General features: G+C 65.8%; 14 protein-coding genes. 6 read left to right on the top strand and 8 right to left on the bottom strand.

Annotated elements, in window-relative coordinates:
* Window positions 1-11: 11 nt before the first annotated feature.
* The 4 genes from EWH21_RS06095 to EWH21_RS06110 form a co-directional block, all read right to left on the bottom strand.
* Window positions 12-1,352 carry a sigma-54 dependent transcriptional regulator gene (locus EWH21_RS06095; RefSeq protein ID WP_277700039.1) on the bottom strand — a complete coding sequence of 447 codons (1,341 nt, stop codon included), beginning with the start codon at window positions 1,350-1,352 and terminating at the stop codon, window positions 12-14.
* 2 nt (window positions 1,353-1,354) lie between these two features.
* Window positions 1,355-2,929 carry an ATP-binding protein gene (locus EWH21_RS06100; protein WP_150608223.1) on the bottom strand — a complete coding sequence of 525 codons (1,575 nt, stop codon included), beginning with the start codon at window positions 2,927-2,929 and terminating at the stop codon, window positions 1,355-1,357.
* Between the two features lie 7 nt (window positions 2,930-2,936).
* On the bottom strand, window positions 2,937-3,173 hold the full coding sequence (locus EWH21_RS06105; protein ID WP_150608225.1) for a PP0621 family protein: 237 nt from the start codon (window positions 3,171-3,173) through the stop codon (window positions 2,937-2,939).
* Window positions 3,174-3,311: 138 nt separating this feature from the next.
* On the bottom strand, window positions 3,312-4,304 hold the full coding sequence (locus EWH21_RS06110; protein WP_277700040.1) for an outer membrane protein assembly factor BamD: 993 nt from the start codon (window positions 4,302-4,304) through the stop codon (window positions 3,312-3,314).
* Between the two features lie 272 nt (window positions 4,305-4,576).
* Between EWH21_RS06110 and rluD the strand changes: the two genes are divergently transcribed.
* The 4 genes from rluD to EWH21_RS06130 all read left to right on the top strand — a co-directional run bounded on the left by rluD (window position 4,577) and on the right by EWH21_RS06130 (window position 8,303).
* Window positions 4,577-5,551, top strand: coding sequence for a 23S rRNA pseudouridine(1911/1915/1917) synthase RluD (gene rluD, locus EWH21_RS06115; RefSeq protein WP_047590232.1), 975 nt, complete (start codon window positions 4,577-4,579; stop codon window positions 5,549-5,551).
* Window positions 5,548-6,279, top strand: a complete 732-nt coding sequence (pgeF, locus tag EWH21_RS06120; protein ID WP_277700041.1) for a peptidoglycan editing factor PgeF — start codon at window positions 5,548-5,550, stop codon at window positions 6,277-6,279. The genes rluD and pgeF overlap by 4 nt, the downstream gene beginning before the upstream one ends.
* Before the next feature lie 296 nt (window positions 6,280-6,575).
* On the top strand, window positions 6,576-7,166 hold the full coding sequence (locus EWH21_RS06125) for a TetR/AcrR family transcriptional regulator (protein ID WP_256663069.1): 591 nt from the start codon (window positions 6,576-6,578) through the stop codon (window positions 7,164-7,166).
* A 27-nt stretch (window positions 7,167-7,193) separates the two neighbouring features.
* Window positions 7,194-8,303 (top strand): NADH:flavin oxidoreductase, encoded by a 1,110-nt coding sequence (locus EWH21_RS06130; RefSeq protein WP_277700042.1) that lies wholly within the window; start codon window positions 7,194-7,196, stop codon window positions 8,301-8,303.
* Between the two features lie 283 nt (window positions 8,304-8,586).
* On the opposite strand, the gene EWH21_RS06135 is transcribed toward EWH21_RS06130, so the two are convergent.
* Window positions 8,587-9,789: a glycosyltransferase family 1 protein gene (locus EWH21_RS06135; RefSeq protein ID WP_277700043.1), complete on the bottom strand. Its 1,203-nt coding sequence runs from the start codon at window positions 9,787-9,789 to the stop codon at window positions 8,587-8,589.
* Between the two features lie 58 nt (window positions 9,790-9,847).
* Complete coding sequence (locus EWH21_RS06140; protein ID WP_277700044.1) at window positions 9,848-10,750, bottom strand: LysR family transcriptional regulator; 903 nt, start codon at window positions 10,748-10,750, stop codon at window positions 9,848-9,850.
* Between the two features lie 79 nt (window positions 10,751-10,829).
* Here EWH21_RS06140 and EWH21_RS06145 point away from each other — a divergent pair, with 79 nt between their 5' ends.
* Window positions 10,830-11,939 (top strand): SRPBCC family protein, encoded by a 1,110-nt coding sequence (locus tag EWH21_RS06145; RefSeq protein ID WP_277700045.1) that lies wholly within the window; start codon window positions 10,830-10,832, stop codon window positions 11,937-11,939.
* On the opposite strand, the gene cysZ is transcribed toward EWH21_RS06145, so the two are convergent.
* Window positions 11,913-12,677 carry a sulfate transporter CysZ gene (cysZ, locus tag EWH21_RS06150; RefSeq protein WP_277700046.1) on the bottom strand — a complete coding sequence of 255 codons (765 nt, stop codon included), beginning with the start codon at window positions 12,675-12,677 and terminating at the stop codon, window positions 11,913-11,915. The genes EWH21_RS06145 and cysZ overlap by 27 nt on opposite strands.
* Before the next feature lie 68 nt (window positions 12,678-12,745).
* A complete protein-coding gene (locus EWH21_RS06155; protein WP_277700047.1) occupies window positions 12,746-14,713 on the bottom strand; it encodes a diguanylate cyclase in 1,968 nt (655 codons plus the stop codon).
* Between the two features lie 240 nt (window positions 14,714-14,953).
* On the opposite strand from EWH21_RS06155, the gene trxB reads away from it, so the two are divergent.
* A complete protein-coding gene (trxB, locus tag EWH21_RS06160; protein ID WP_037046785.1) occupies window positions 14,954-15,901 on the top strand; it encodes a thioredoxin-disulfide reductase in 948 nt (315 codons plus the stop codon).
* Window positions 15,902-15,905 lie beyond the last annotated feature (4 nt).

The following is a 15,905-nucleotide window of genomic DNA, read 5'->3' on the forward strand; positions in this document are numbered from 1 at the left end:
GGCCCGTCTCGTCAGTCGATACCCAGCTTCTTCAGGCGGTAGCGCATCGAGCGGAAGGTCAGGCCCAGGCGCTCCGCCGCTGCCGTGCGGTTCCAGCGGGTTTCTTCCAGCGCCTGCATGATCAGCTTGCGCTCGATTTCCTCGAGGTAGTCCTCAAGGTTGTCGATCTGCGCCAGGCAGGCCTCGCCGACTTCGCCAGTGGGGGCGCTGGCGTCGGCCAGGCGCAGGTCGGACGGCCTGATCTGGTCGTCTTCGCACAGCGTGTAGGCGCGCTCGAGCATGTTCTCCAGTTCGCGCACGTTACCGGGAAAACGATAGTTCTTGAGTTTCTCCAGCGCATCGGGCTGCAGCTTGGCCGCGGCCAGGCCGGAGCCCTCCGCCAGGCGCGCGAGCATGACCTCGGCCAGCTGTGCGATATCCTCGCGGCGCTCGCGCAGGGACGGCACGCGCAGCTCGATGACGTTGAGACGGTAGTAGAGATCCTGGCGGAAGCGCCCGGCGGCGACTTCGGCGGCCAGGTCCTTGTGGGTGGCGCAGAGGATGCGTACGTCGACCACCACTTCCTGCTGGCCGCCGACCGCGCGCACGGCCTTTTCCTGAATCGCGCGCAGCAGCTTGACCTGCATCGGCAGCGGCAGGTCCGCCACTTCGTCGAGGAACAGCGTGCCGCCATTGGCGGCCTGGAACAGGCCCTGCTTGTCTTCGATGGCGCCGGTGAAGCTGCCTTTCTTGTGGCCGAAGAATTCGCTTTCCATCAGCTCCGAAGGGATCGCGCCACAGTTGACCGGCACGAAGGGGTGCTCCAGGCGCGGCCCCTGTTCATGGATCAGGCGCGCGACAAGCTCCTTGCCGCTGCCGGATTCGCCGCTGATATACACCGGCGCCTGGCTGCGCGAGAGTTTCTGAATCTGTTTGCGTAGCGACTTCATCGGTGGCGAGTCGCCCAGCAGGCGGCTGTCGACCGGCGCCTCGTCACCTTCCGGGGAGCGGATGCGCAGCGCGGCGGCGACCAGCTCGCGCAGGCGGGCGAGGTCGACCGGCTTGGTGACGAAGTCGAAGGCGCCGGCCTTGAGGGCGTTGATCGCCGTGTCCAGGCTGCCGTAGGCGGTGATCATCGCCACCGGTACCTGCGGGTGGCGCTGCTGGATGTGCTGCACCAGATCGAGGCCGGTGCCGTCCGGCAGGCGCATGTCGGTGAGGCACAGGTCGAAGGGCTCGCGTGCCAGCCACTCGCGCGCCTCCTTGACGTTGCGCGCGCTACGGGTGTCCAGCTTCATCCGTCCGAGGGTGATTTCCAGCAGTTCGCGGATATCGGGTTCGTCGTCGACGATCAGGGCTCTCTGGCGGGTCATGGTCAGCTCAGTTTGCGCGGGTGGGCGAAGGTGATGCGGAAGCAGCTGCCGCCACCCTCGCGAGGTTTGTAGTCGAGGCGGGCCTGATTGCTCTGGCACAGTTCACGGGAAATATACAGGCCGAGCCCGGTTCCCTTGTTCTCGGTGGTGAAGAACGGCTCGAAGATGTGCTGCTCCTGCTCCGCAGAGACGCCGGGGCCATCGTCGAGCACTTCGAGCACCGGCAGGTCGCTCTTCTCGTCGCGGAACAGCTGCAGCCAGACCTGGCCGAGGCGGTGCTGCTGAGCACTATAGCGCAGGCCGTTCTGCACCAGATTGGTCAGTACCTGGGTCAGCTGGTGAGGGTCCATACGCGTCTGCAGGCTGCCGCCCCGGGTCTCCAGGTGGATCTGTCGGTCGCTTGGCGCCGAGCTGCGGAACTCGCTGGCGAAGCGGTGCAGCCAGTACTTCAGGTCGAGCAGCTGCGGTTCGGCCTGGCGCCGGCGCGACAGTTGCAGCACGTTCTCGATCACCAGGTTCATGCGCTTGGAATGATCCTGGATGATCTGTGCCAGACGCTGATCCGGGCCTTGCAGGTCTTCCGACTCCTGCAGCAGCTGTGCGGCGTGGCTGATGGCGCCGAGCGGGTTGCGTATCTCGTGGGCGATGCCTGCCGTCAGGCGGCCGAGCGAAGCCAGCTTGAGCTGCTGCGCCTGCTGGGCGATCTGCGAGATATCGTCGAGAAACACCAGGGTGTGCTGCTGCTCGCCGCGCTGCAGGGAGATGAAGCTGGGCTGCAGCACCGGGCCGTCGACCTGTGCCTGCAGGCTGTCCGGGCGCATGCTCGGGTTGTGCAGCCACTGCTGCAGGCGCTTGAGCAGTTCGGGGCAGTGCGGGTCGATGATCTTGCCGCTGAGTTCGCCACGTCCGAGCAGCTGTGTCGCGCCCTGGTTGGCCAGCAGCACCCGGTGCTGGGTGTCCAGGACCAGGATGCCGGTGCGCATGCGCTGGATGATCTGCTCGTTGAGCTCCTCCAAGTTGGCCACGTCGGCTGCGCGCTGCTCGGCGAGGGTCTCGCTCAACTGCAGGCGGCGGGTGATGCCCTGGATGAAGAGTGCGCCGGCGAAGCACAGCGCACCCAGCGCGCCGGCCTGGACATACTGGGCGACGGCAGCGGGGCGGCTGAGGCTCAGGTAGAAGGTCAGGTAGATCAGCGCCATGGCGGCGACGGCGGCGATCAGCAGGCCGATGCGCCCGCGCAGCAGGATATTGGCGATCGCCACCGCGACCACCAGCAGGTTGCCGATGCCGCTTGGGGTGCCCCCGGCTGCGTAGAAGAGGCCGGAGAGGAAGATCACGTCGACCAGGGCCAGGCTGAACAGCTGCGCCAGGTGCTTGGGTTTCTGCACCAGCACCGCGATGAAGATGTTCAGGATCAGATAGACCCAGCTGCCAGTGCGAAACAGGCCGATGTGCACGACATCCAGCAGTTGTTCGTCGAGGTTGCTGGAGATCAGCAGAACCAGTGCCAGGCCGATGATCAGACGATAGAAATGATAGAGCCTGAGGATGCGTCGCCCCTGGGCTCCATCCTGCATGCCTGCCTCAGCGATCACCGGTACGAGGGCCTTGTTCGAGGTGGGCCTGGCTGCAGTACCACTGCTGGTCCTGGCTCAGTGCCTGAGTCTTGGGAATGTGCACCCCGCAGTGGGCGCAGCGCACCATGGGCGCAGCCGCGTCCTCACGGGGCCTGGGTTTCCTGGCGTTGCTGATGAAGCGACGCCAGATCCAGATCCCGGCGAAGATGATGGCGACCCAGAACAGCAGGCGAAACAGGCCCATATCGTGCTCTTTATCCGTTCAAAGCCGCCAGTTTAGCCAAGCTGATGGCATCGGCACAGGGGCAGGGGAGTAGCCTGTGAGCTGTTTCCAGGCAATAAAAAGGGAGGCCATGGCCTCCCTTCTCGCATGACCTGTCGGTCAGTCGAACAGGCCGAAGGTCAGGTAGCTCCAGAACGAGCGCTTCTTCTCGGTCTCGCCGGTCTTGGCATCCTGCTGCAGTTCGCGCGGAATCTGCTGCTCGGCTTCTTCGTACTGACGGATGACGTCCTGGCTCGCACGGGTTTCGCCCGGCGGCAGCGGCGTATCGGTTTCGATCAGGCCGAGGGTCGCCTTGGCCAGCCAGGAACGGTTGTCGGACTCTTCTTCAAGCGGCACGAATTCGCCGCTTTCCAGGCTCGGGTGATCCGGGTAGTTGAGCTTGAGGGTTTCCAGGCTGCTGGCGGCCAGGTCGTCCAGGGACAGGCGCTGGTAAGCCTCGGTCATGATCGCCAGGCCATCGCCGACCGACGGGGTTTCCTGGAAGTTTTCCACCACGTAGCGACCACGGTTGGCGGCGGCGACGTAGGCCTGGCGGGTCAGGTAGTAGTGGGCGACGTGCACTTCGTAGGCGGCCAGCAGGTTGCGCAGGTAGATCATGCGCTGCTTGGCGTCCGGGGCATAGCGGCTGGTCGGGTAGCGGCTGGTGAGCTGGGCGAACTCGTTGTAGGAGTCGCGCGCGGCGCCAGGGTCACGCTTGGTCATGTCCAGCGGCAGGAAGCGCGCCAGCAGGCCACGATCCTGGTCGAACGAAGCCAGCCCCTTGAGGTAGTAGGCGTAGTCGACGTTGGCATGCTGCGGGTGCAGGCGAATGAAACGCTCGGCCGCCGACTTGGCCGCTTCCGGCTCGGCATTCTTGTAGTAGGCGTAGATCAGCTCGAGCTGAGCCTGCTCGGCGTAGCGGCCGAACGGATAGCGCGATTCCAGCGCCTTCAGTTTGGCCGTGGCCTGGGTGTAGCTGCGGTTGTCCAGGTCGGCCTGGGCCTGCTGGTACAGCTCCACCTCGCTGAGGTTTTCATCGACCTCCGGCTGCTTGGAGGAGCAGGCGGCGGTAAGGGCGAGGATGGCGATCAGCAGCAGGTGTTTCACTTGCATGGCGGCTTGCGTCCCTGTGACGGCCGCGCGGCCGTCCTGTTATGATGAACGCCCCCGGAAAACCCTGGGGCAAAGACGCCGTATTTAACCACAAGCCTGTCGCCGAAACCAAAGGCCAGGCTCCCGCCGTTGCCCAAGAGCCTGTTCAACGTTTCGCGAGCTGGAACAATGCAAGGCGAGGACGCGGAGTTTACGCGCCGTAAATGAGCATCCGAGCCTGTTTTCAACGCAGCAGGGCAGACGCGCAGCAGATTTTTGAACGGTTTCTGAAGATGACCTCTATAGACAAGCAACTGATCCAACTCCAGGCCGTCGTCCCTTTCGAACAGGGCGGCCAACGCCTCGACCAGGTGGCCGCGCAGCTGTTTGGCGAGTACTCGCGCTCGCGCCTTTCCACCTGGATCAAGGAAGGACGCCTGACCGTCGATGGCGCCGTGGCGCGTCCGCGTGACACCGTGCATGCGGGCTCGAGCCTGGTGCTCGATGCCGAGCAGGAAGCGCAGGGCGAGTGGGTGGCTCAGGATATCGAGCTGGATATCGTCTACGAGGACGAGCACCTGCTGGTGATCGACAAGCCGGCAGGGCTGGTGGTGCATCCGGCCGCCGGGCATGCCGATGGCACCTTGCTCAATGCCCTGCTGCATCACGTGCCGGACATCGTCAACGTGCCGCGCGCCGGCATCGTCCATCGCCTGGACAAGGACACCACCGGGCTGATGGTGGTGGCCAAGACGCTGCAGGCGCAGACCAACCTGGTGGAGCAGCTGCAGAAGCGTACCGTCAGCCGTATCTACGAATGCATCAGCGTGGGCGTGATCACTGCGGGTGGCACCATCGATGCCCCCATCGGGCGCAGTTCCAGCCAGCGCCAGCGCATGGCGGTGACCGACGGCGGCAAGCCGGCGATCACCCACTATCGGGTGCTGGAACGTTACCGCTCGCATACCCATGTGCGGGTCAAGCTGGAAACCGGGCGCACCCACCAGATTCGTGTGCACATGAGCCACGTTGGCTATCCGCTGGTGGGCGACCCCGTCTATGCCGGGCGTTTCCGCATCCCGCCGGCGGCCAGCCCGAGCCTGGTGCAGAGCCTCAAGGAATTTCCCCGCCAGGCCCTGCATGCGCGCTTTCTCGAACTGGATCACCCGGCCACCGGCAAGCGCATGAAGTGGGAGTCGGCGCTGCCGGATGACCTGGTCTGGCTGCTGACCCTGCTGCGCCAGGACCGCGAGGCGTTCGTCGGGTGACGGCCCACGACTGGCTGCGCCCGGACTGGCCGGCGCCCGCCAGCGTGCGGGCCTGTGTCACCACCCGCAATGGCGGTTTCAGCCAGGCGCCGTTCGACAGCCTGAACCTCGGTGATCATGTCGATGACGACCCGGCTGCGGTGCTGGCCAATCGTCGCCATCTGCTCGCAACCCTGGGTTGCCAACCGGCCTGGCTGCGCCAGGTGCATGGCATCGTCGTGGCCGAGGCGGATTCGACAAGGGTCATCGAAGCCGATGGCAACTGGACCGAACAACCTGGTATCGCCTGTACGGCGATGACCGCCGACTGCCTGCCGGCGCTGTTCTGCGACCGCGCCGGTAGCCGGGTTGCCGCGGCCCATGCCGGCTGGCGCGGGCTGGCAGGCGGCGTGCTCGAGGCAACCGTGCAGGCGCTGAACGTCGCACCGCAGGAGTTGCTGGTGTGGCTCGGTCCGGCCATCGGTCCGGCGGCCTTCGAGGTCGGTGGCGAAGTGCGCGACGCCTTCGTGCAGCAGCATGGCGCGGCGGCCGCTGCCTTCGTGCCCGGTGCCAACGCCGGGAAGTTCATGGCCGACATCTACCAGCTGGCGCGCATCCGTCTGGCGGCCATCGGCGTCAACGCGGTCTTCGGTGGCGGGCTGTGCACCTACAACGACGCACGTTTCTATTCCTATCGCCGCAGCGCCCGCACCGGGCGTTTCGCCTCGCTGATCTGGCTGCAGCCCTGAGCGCAGGGTGGATCGCGCCTTGTCGGTCCAGCAGAACAGCGTTCGTCCAGTCTCATCCGGAAAAACTGGCAGAGCGGTCTGTGCGGATTGCAGGAGCGGCTTCAGCCGCGATGCCTTTCGCGGCTGAAGCTGCTCCTGCAGGTTTGTCGTTACTTCGTCGCTAGTGGATACGCCTCATCGGTCCAGCGTGGTATCGGGTTCGGAAAGGCTGTCCAGGCAGGCTTTCGTTCTAGCCCTTGATCACCATCATCAATAGTGCTGGGCCGAGCGAGACGACCGGTCATATGCTCGGCGCCATGAACAGCATTCGACTCGACAAGCGTGACCTGATCCTGAGCAAGGGCTCGGCGGTGATGACCCGTCGCGGCTATCACGGTACCGGTGTGCTGGAGATCGTCCAGGCTGCCGGCATTCCCAAGGGCAGCTTCTATCACTATTTCGCCAGCAAGGAAGACTTCGCTCTGCAGGCGCTGGCGTTCATCTACCGCCCGCGTCTGCAGCGCTACGCCCAGGCGCTGAGTGACCCGTCACTGAGCCCGCGTGCGCGCATCCTCGGCTATTACCGTGAGCTGCTGGCGCATTTCGCGCGCCAGGACACGCCGCAGTATCACTGCTTCATCGGCAGCCTGAGTTTCGAGATGAGCGAGATGTTGCCGGCCATCGGCGCCGAGGTCGCGGCCATCCAGCAGGCTTCGGTGGACATCCTGCGCGGCTGCCTGGAACAGGCGCAGGCCGCCGGTGAACTGCCGGCCGACGAGGACTGCGGCAATCTCGCCACCTTCGTCAGCGATGCCTGGCAGGGCGTGCTCGCGCGCCTCAAGGTCCGGCACAGCCTGCAACCGCTGGAAGCTTTCGTCACCCGCCTGGAGCGCTTGCTGCAGGCCTGATAACCGTCAAATCGCAGAGGAAAGATCATGAGCGCTCCCGTTCAAGCCCTGTTCGCCCCGTTCCGTCTCGGAAACCTCGAGCTACCGACCCGTGTGGTCATGGCGCCGATGACCCGCTCCTTCTCGCCGGGCGGCGTGCCCAACGCCAAGGTCATCGAGTACTACCGTCGCCGCGCGGCGGCGGGCGTGGGCCTGATCGTCACCGAAGGCACCACCGTCGGCCACCAGGCCGCCAATGGCTACCCGAACGTGCCGCGTTTCTACGGTGAAGATGCCCTGGCCGGCTGGAAACAGGTCGTCGACGCGGTGCATGCCGAGGGCGGCAAGATCGTCCCGCAGCTCTGGCACGTCGGTAACGTGCGCCGCCTGGGCACCGAGCCGGATGCCGAGGTCCCCGGCTACGGCCCGATGGAGAAGGTCAAGGACGGCGAGGTGGTCGTGCACGGCATGACCCAGGCCGATATCGACGAGGTGATCGCCGCCTTCGCCCAGGCCGCACGCGATGCCAAGGCCATCGGCATGGACGGTGTGGAGATCCATGGTGCCCATGGTTACCTGATCGACCAGTTCTTCTGGGAAGGCAGCAACCAGCGTACCGATCAGTACGGCGGCGACCTGGCCGCGCGCTCGCGTTTCGCCATCGAGCTGATTCAGGCCGTCCGTGCGGCGGTCGGCCCGGACTTCCCGATCATCCTGCGTTTCTCGCAGTGGAAGCAGCAGGACTACAGCGCACGCCTGGTGCAGACCCCGGAAGAACTGGAGGCCTTCCTCAAGCCGTTGTCCGAGGCTGGCGTGGACATCTTCCATTGCTCGACCCGTCGTTTCTGGGAGCCGGAGTTCGCGGGCAGTGACCTCAACCTGGCCGGCTGGACGCGCAAGCTCACCGGCAAACCGACCATCACCGTCGGCAGCGTCGGCCTGGACGGCGAGTTCCTGCAGTTCATGGTCAAGACCGACAAGGTCGCCGAGCCGGCCAGCATCGAGAACCTGCTCGAGCGCCTGAACAAGGAGGAATTCGACCTGGTGGCCGTGGGCCGCGCGCTGCTGGTCGACCCGGACTGGGCGCTGAAGGTCCGCGAAGGGCGCGAGCAGGACATCCTGCCATTCAGCCGGGATGCGCTGACCACCCTGGTCTGAGTCCCCTGTTACCTGGGCGTCGTGATCCGACGCCCCGTTTTCGGCCCCGGCACGTCGGTAATGCTGTTCATCTAAGGTTGCACGCGTTTGGCTCCCCTCTCCCATTTATGGGAGAGGGGCTGGGGGAGAGGGCTGAAAATGCCGCAGAACTGCCAGTTTTCCCCTCTCTCCAAGGGGGCGAGGGGACTGATCGCGTCCGACCACTTCTGGTGTGAACAGCATTGCGGCACATCGGGGCTTTTCTGCGTCCGCAGGCGGGCGACGTGCGATCCGCCCGTTGCCCTCACGGGCGGTTGTCGCCTGCCCCAGGAGCCAGTTGCGCATTCACGCTGATTTCCGCCCGTGGCTGCATGGCGTTGCGCAGGTGCTGTTCGAACAGTGCCACGATGCCCTCCCAGCTGAGATGGCTGGCATGCCGGCGGGCATTCAGGCGCATGCCGCGCAGGGTCTCGGCGTCCTCCAGCAGTTCGCAGGTTGCGTCGCAGAAGCCGGCCTCGTCGGCGGGACGCGCGAGCATGCCGTTGTGCCCGTGATGGATGTGCTGCGCGGCTGCGGCCTGATCGAACGCCACCACGGCCAGGCTCGAGGCGAGGGCTTCCAGTACCACGTTGCCGAAGGTTTCCGAGAGGCTGGGAAACAGGAACAGGTCGCCGCAGGCGTAGTGCTTCGCCAGCGTCTCGCCGCGTTGCAGGCCGCAGAACAGGGCATCCGGCAGTTGTGCCTGGAGGCTGGCGCGCAGTGGCCCGTCGCCGACCAGGATCAGGCGCATGCGCCTGTGCGGGTGCTTGAGTCGCAGCGCCTGAAAGGCCTTCACCAGCAGCCCCAGGTTCTTCTCCGCCGCCAGGCGACCGACATGCAGCACCGCCAGGTCGTCCGGCCCCAGGCCCCAACTTTCGCGCAGCGCATCGCAGCGCCGCCCCGGGTGGAACAGCTGGCTGTCGACCCCGCGGGCGAGCAGCGCCAGGCGCTCGAAGTCGCGGCGTTCCAGCTCCACCTTCTGGCCGACACTCGGCACCAGGGTCATCTGTGTGCGGTTGTGGAACCAGCGCAGGTAGTTGGTCATCGCCCGGGTCAGCAGGCCGACGCCGTAGTGACCGGTGTATTGCTGGAAATTGGTGTGGAAGCCACTGACCACCGGGATCGCCAGGCGCCTGGCCGCGCGCAGCGCGGAGAGCCCCAGCGGACCTTCGGTGGCGATGTAGAGCACGTCCGGGCGCTGGCGTTTCCAGCGCCGCAGCAGCTTGTGCAGCGAGGACTGGCCCCATTGCAGGCCGGGGTAGCCCGGCAGCGGCCAGCCGCGCGTGAGCAGCAGATCGGCGTCGGCCGTCGTGGCCTGATCGGCCTCCTGGCGCGGACGTATCAGTTGCACGCGATGGCCAAGGCCGCGCAGGCCATCGACCAGGCGCCCGAGGGTGTTGGCGACGCCGTTGATCTCCGGCGGGAAGGTTTCGCTGATCAGCGCGATGTGCAGGGACGGTGCGTTCATGTACGCAGTCTCTGCGCGGGTCATGTAGTGAACATGACGCTCGGATGACGCTTGTGTGTCAGAGACGCAGGCCGTGCAGCTGGTCGCGCAGCCAGATGTGCGCCGGGTCGTGCTGGCGATGGCGATGCCAGATCAGGCTGATCTGCACCGCAGGCATGTCCAGCGGCAGGGGTGCGACCCGCAAGCCGAAGATCGGTGCGAAGCTGGCGGCCAGGCGCTCCGGCACCGTGCCAAGCAGGTCGGTCTGGGCGACGATGGCGGGAATCGGCAGGTAGTTGGGCAGGTGCAGGGCAGCCTGGCGTCTGACCCTGGCGGAGCCGAGCACGATCTCCAGCGGCGAGCCGCGTCCGGCGCGTGGCGTGACGATCGCATGGCGGGCCTGCTGGTAGTCCGCGAGGCTGAGGCCGCCGATGAATGCCGGGTGGTCCTTGCGGCCGATTACTACCAGCGTCTCCTCACGCAACGGGGCGTACTGCAGGTCGGGCGAGTCGAGGTGCAGGTAGTCGATGGCCAGGTCCAGGGTGCCGCTCTCCAGGCGCGCGAGCATGCTGTCGGCATCGTCACTTTGTGCCACCAGTTCCACCTGCGGCGCGACGTCCGCCAGGTGCGCTTGCAGCGTCGGCAGCAGCGCCGCCTGGGCGTAGTCGTTGAGCGACAGATTGAAGACATGTGGCGCATCGGTGGCGAAGGGCTCCGCCGGACCGAGACCGGACTGCAACAGGTGCAACGCCTGGCGGACCGGTGGATAGAGCGCCAGGGCGCGCGCAGTCGGCGTCATGCCACGGGCTGTGCGCTGGAACAGCTCCTCGCCCAGCTGCTGGCGCAGGCGGGCGAGGGCATTGCTCACGGTCGACTGGCTCAGGTGCAGACGCAGGGCGGCACGGGTCAGGTTGCCTTCCTGCATCAGCGCGTCGAAGACCAGCAGCAGGTTGAGGTCGAGCTGGCGCAAATTCGTTATCAAGGATAATGCTCTTTCAGAATATCCATTATTCGAATGATTTGGCCGAGCCTAGACTGTTGTCAATCCACAGGAGAGCGCCATGGCCTACAACAACGACAATGCCCAGGCTTTTCGCAGCGACTACCGGGCTGCCATCCATCCGCTGTACAGCCCCTGGCTGCATGCCGCATTCGTGCTGGCGTACGGCCTGCTCTGCATCGGCCTGCTGTGGCGCTCGCTGGAGGCGGTGGCGCCCTGGCAGTGGTTGCTGGTACCCGCGACGCTGGTGTTCTTCAGCTGGGGCGAGTACCAGGTGCACAGGCGCCTTGGCCACAACAGGACGCGCTTCGGCAGACTCTTCTACAAGCGCCACACGGGCGACCACCACAGCTTCTTCGTCGAGACGCTGATGCCCTACGAGACCGCGCGCGACTGGCGCGTGATTCTGTTCCCGGCCTGGCTGATCGTGCTCTACAGCCTGCCCCTGTTCGCGGTCTGGTGGCTGCTGTCCCGGCTCGATGGCAATCTCGCCGCCTTGTTCGCCGGCAGCATGCTGCTGGGCTACATGAGCTACGAAGTGGTGCATGCCTGCGAGCACCTGCCCGCCGAGCACCCGCTCTCGCGCCTGCCGTGGATTCGCCAGATGCGCCGCCTGCATGCGCTGCACCACCGTCGTGAGCTGATGCATGCGCGCAACTTCGGCATCGTCCATCCGCTGATGGACTGGCTCTACGGCACCCTGTACTGGGAGCCCGAGGCGATTCACCAGCAGAACCGCCAGCAGCATCGCATCCGTGTCGCGTTACCCGCCGAGCAGGTACTGGGCTACGCCGCCGCGCCGGTTCACTGGCCGGACTGGCACCCGTCGTCACTGCGCATTTACGGTCGCGAGGGCGCGCTGCTCGCCGGTGAGCGATTCGAGGAAGACATCCATGCGGGTGGGCGCGCCGGGCACTTGCGCTGGGACGTGCTCGAGCATCAGCCGGGCCGGTGCTGGCAGGCCAGTGCCCGTGGCGAGCATGGCCTGCACCTGCTGCTGACCTACGCCTGCGTGGAGGTGCAAGGGGGCTGCGAGTTCGTGCGCACCCTCGAGTACGGTTTCGAGGGCTGGCCGATGCGACTGCTCAACGGCCTGTTCATGCGCCGGCGCATCGAGCGCGAGTCGCAGGCCTCCATGCAGGCATTAGGTGAGGTCCTGGCCAGCCGCTGATGCCTGCTCGCCGCGCTCGTGTACCCAGAACAGCGTCGCGCCGGCCACGGCGGCCGGCATCATCAGGATGTTCAGCCCCGGCACCAGCAGAGCGGCGTAGGTGATGCCGCCGAAGCTCAGGCTCTGCCAGCGCTTCTCGCGCAGCCAGGCGAGCATGTCCTGCCAGCTCATCTTGTTGTTGTCCGCCGGGTAGTCGATGTACTGGATCGCCATCATCCACACACCGAACAGCAGCCACAGCGGTGCGGCCACGAGGTTGACCAGGGGGATGAAGCTGAGGATCAGCAGGCCGATGGCACGCGGCAGGAAGTAGCCCAGCTTGCGCATCTCGCGGCCCATGGTGCGCGGCACCATGGCCGCCAGTTCGGCCCAGCTGAACGGCGGGAAGTGGTCCTGGCCACGGGCGACCACCTCCACCTTCTCCGCAAGGAAACCGTTGAACGGCGCCGCGATGATGTTGGCCAGCATGGTGAAGGTGAAGAACACCATCAGCAGCACCAGTACCACGAACAGTGGCCAGAGGATGTACTGCAGAAAGCTCAGCCAGCTCGGCAGGTTGGGCATGAAGGTGTCGACCCAGCCGCTGAACTGCTGCACGGCGAAGCCGATCAGCGTGGCGAACAGGAGCAGGTTCACCGCCAGCGGCAGCAGCACGAACAGGCGCAGGCCGGGGCTGAGGATGAGTTTCAGTCCTTCACGCAGGTATTGCGGGCCGGACAGTACGGGGGCGGCGGGCATGGAAGACTCCGGAGTGGTCAATGGGCGCGACCATACCGATTTCAGCGCGCGGGTGAAAGTTCAGTCACTCACTCCTGCGGGGTGCCTTGCGTTGCCGGCCCGATCACGATGTGGCTGCGTTGGCGCTTGGCCAGGTACATCGCGCTGTCGGCCGCCTTGGTCAGCGTGACCGCGTCCTGGCCATCGAGCGGGCACAGGGCGATGCCGATGCTCAGGGTCACGAAGTCGATGCATGTACCGGCGATGTCGAAGGGTTTGCGCAGTGCGGCGATCAGGCGCTCACCGACGATCCGAGCGGTTTCGGCGCTGGCGTTGGAGACCAGCAGGGTGAACTCGTCGCCGCCGAGGCGGTAGAGCTGGTCCGGCTGGCGCAGGGCGTGCTGCAGGCGCAGGGCAATGGCGCGCAGCAGCTCGTCGCCGGCGTCATGGCCGAAACGGTCGTTGACCTGCTTGAAGTGATCCAGGTCGATGAAGAACAGCGCCAGTTGCTTGCCCTGGCTCTGGGCCTCGGCGATCTGCTGCGGCAGGTGTTCGAGAAAGGCCTTGCGATTGCCCAGCCCGGTCAGGGTGTCGTGATAGGCCAGGGTGTGCAGCTTGCGCCGCTGCGAGGCCTGGGCACTGACATCCCGCAGGATGCCGCGATACCCACGGAAGGTGCCGTCGGTGTCCTGTATCACCGACAGGCGCGCCTCGAAGTCACCGAGGGTGCCGTCGTGACGCCGCATCGGCGTGCAGAGGGTGCGCAGGCTGCTGTCATCGCGGGCGTTCTGAAAGTACTGCAGGGCCGTCGTCGTATGGCCATGCAGCAGCAGTTGGGTAAAGGGGCGGTCCAGCAGTTCCTCGCTGCTGTAGCCGAGAATCTTCACCATCGCGCCGTTGATGCGCTGAACGTGGCCGTGTTCGTCCACCTCGAAATAGCCGTCCTGGATCGACTCGAGAATGGCGCGGTCACGTTGTTCGCTCTGCTCCAGGCGCTCGAGCATGCTGTTGAGGGCGCTGCTCAACTGCCCCAGCTCATCCCTGCCGAGGTCCGCCAGCTTCGGCAGCCGGGTCTGCTCGCCGATACCGTCGATCTCTCGGTTGAGCACCTCCAGGCGCCTGAGCAGCCAGAACTCCAGTCCCATGTAGACAACCAGGGCGGCACCGAGAACGATGACGAAGCTGATTGCCAGGAAGAAGTGCAAGGCGTCGTGCGCACCGTTGTAGTTGCTACGTTCGGTGGTGATGCGCAGGGCCAGCTCGGGTGCCTGCCACGGGTTGTCGAGCTGCAGCAGGATGCTCTGCCGTTTGTCGGACAGCAGCTCGCGGGGGCTGACTTCGGCGCCGAGGGGGGCCTCGTGCCTGGGCTGCCAGCCCGCCGTGTCGGCAACGGCGGGGATGAAGGCGACCTGGCCGACGAACTGGTGCGCCAGTGAGGTCATGCGCGACGTGGTGAAGAAGCGGCCGGCGATAAAGGCGCCGGCCGCTGGCGCAGTGCCGTCGCTGTCGGTGACGGCACTGCTCAGCAGCAGGGTGGGTACGCCATGGATCAGCAGGAACTGCGCCGTGGTGAAGCGCGGATCGCCCTTGGCGTCGAGGATGCCTGTCGCCGCGCTGCGTGCGTACACGTCGTTGCGCATGTCTTCACGGCTCGGTTCGCCGCCCGGACCCAGCACCAGCAGTTCGCGGGTGTCGAACGTGCCCCAGCGCTCCAGCAGCAGGCGTCCCTGGGCATCGAACATGGCCATGAAGTCGAAGTCGTAGTTGTCCAGTTCGGTGTCGTCGAGGTCCTCCTCCAGGTAGCGTTCCACCGGGCTGCGCGCCTGGGCGACCGCGTAGCTCTGGTCCCACCAGCTGTAACTGCGCAACAGCTGCGCGGCCTGCTCGATGTGGTCGAACAGGATCTGTTGTGCCTTGCTGGCCGCGTCCTGGAGGTTCTGTTCGTCCTGCTGGTCGAAACGGCGCAGCAGCAGGTGGTCCGACAGGAGCTGGACGATCAGAAGGGTCACTACCAGCAGCGGCGCAAAGAGTGAAAACAGGCGTTTGCGCAGGCTCATCGGGTTTTTCGTCCTCGTCGCTACAGCCTCAGTATAGTGAGGCTCCGGGGCCGTGCATGAACGATAGCGCCTCTCTATCCGGGGCATTGGCGATAGGTATTTCCGCCCGTTCAGGCTGCCCGATAGTCTGGGCCGCACCTTCACTTTTGCGGGGCTTTCACTCTTCACAAGCCTTCCCCTAGCGCTTCGAAAGTCCCCTTTTTATTGCAGCCGGCGCGACGGGTCGGCGAGGAGTTAGCGATGTCCAGCGTTCGTCACGCCCGCGTCATCATCCTGGGTTCCGGTCCGGCCGGTTACAGCGCCGCCGTGTACGCCGCGCGGGCCAATCTCAAGCCGTTGCTGATCACCGGCATCCAGGCGGGTGGGCAGCTGACCACCACCACCGAAGTGGACAACTGGCCTGGCGACCCCCATGGGCTGACCGGCCCGGCCCTGATGCAGCGCATGCAGGAGCATGCCGAGCGGTTCGAGACCGAGATCGTCTTCGACCATATCAATGCCGTGGATCTGGCTGGCAAGCCCTTCACCCTGGTGGGCGACAGCGCTACCTACAGCTGCGACGCGCTGATCATCGCCACGGGCGCCAGTGCGCGTTACCTGGGGCTGCCCAGCGAGGAGGCCTTCATGGGGCGCGGCGTGTCGGCCTGCGCCACCTGCGACGGCTTCTTCTATCGCGGTCGCGAGGTGGCGGTGGTCGGTGGTGGTAACACGGCCGTCGAGGAGGCGCTGTACCTGGCCAACATCGCCAGCAAGGTGACGCTCATCCACCGCCGCGACACCTTCCGGGCGGAGAAAATCCTCCAGGACAAGCTGCGTGCGCGCATTGCCGAGGGCAAGATCGAGTTGCAGCTCAATGCCGAGGTCGACGAGGTGCTGGGCGATGCCAGTGGCGTCACCGGCGTGCGCCTGAAGCAATACGGCGGCGCGTACCGCGAGCTGAGCGTGGACGGTCTGTTCGTGGCCATCGGGCATACCCCCAATACCGGCCTGTTCGACGGCCAGTTGGCCTTGCAGGATGGCTACCTGGTGGTCGACGGCGGTCGTGCGGGCAATGCCACCGCGACCAGCGTCGCCGGCGTGTTCGCCGCCGGTGACGTGGCCGACTCGGTCTATCGCCAGGCGATTACTTCGGCCGGTGCCGGCTGCATGGCCGCGCTGGACGTGGAGCGCTATCTCGACGGGCTCTGAGGCC

The sequence above is a fragment of the Pseudomonas sp. REST10 genome, assembly GCF_029542605.1.
Lineage (GTDB): Bacteria > Pseudomonadota > Gammaproteobacteria > Pseudomonadales > Pseudomonadaceae > Aquipseudomonas > Aquipseudomonas khazarica.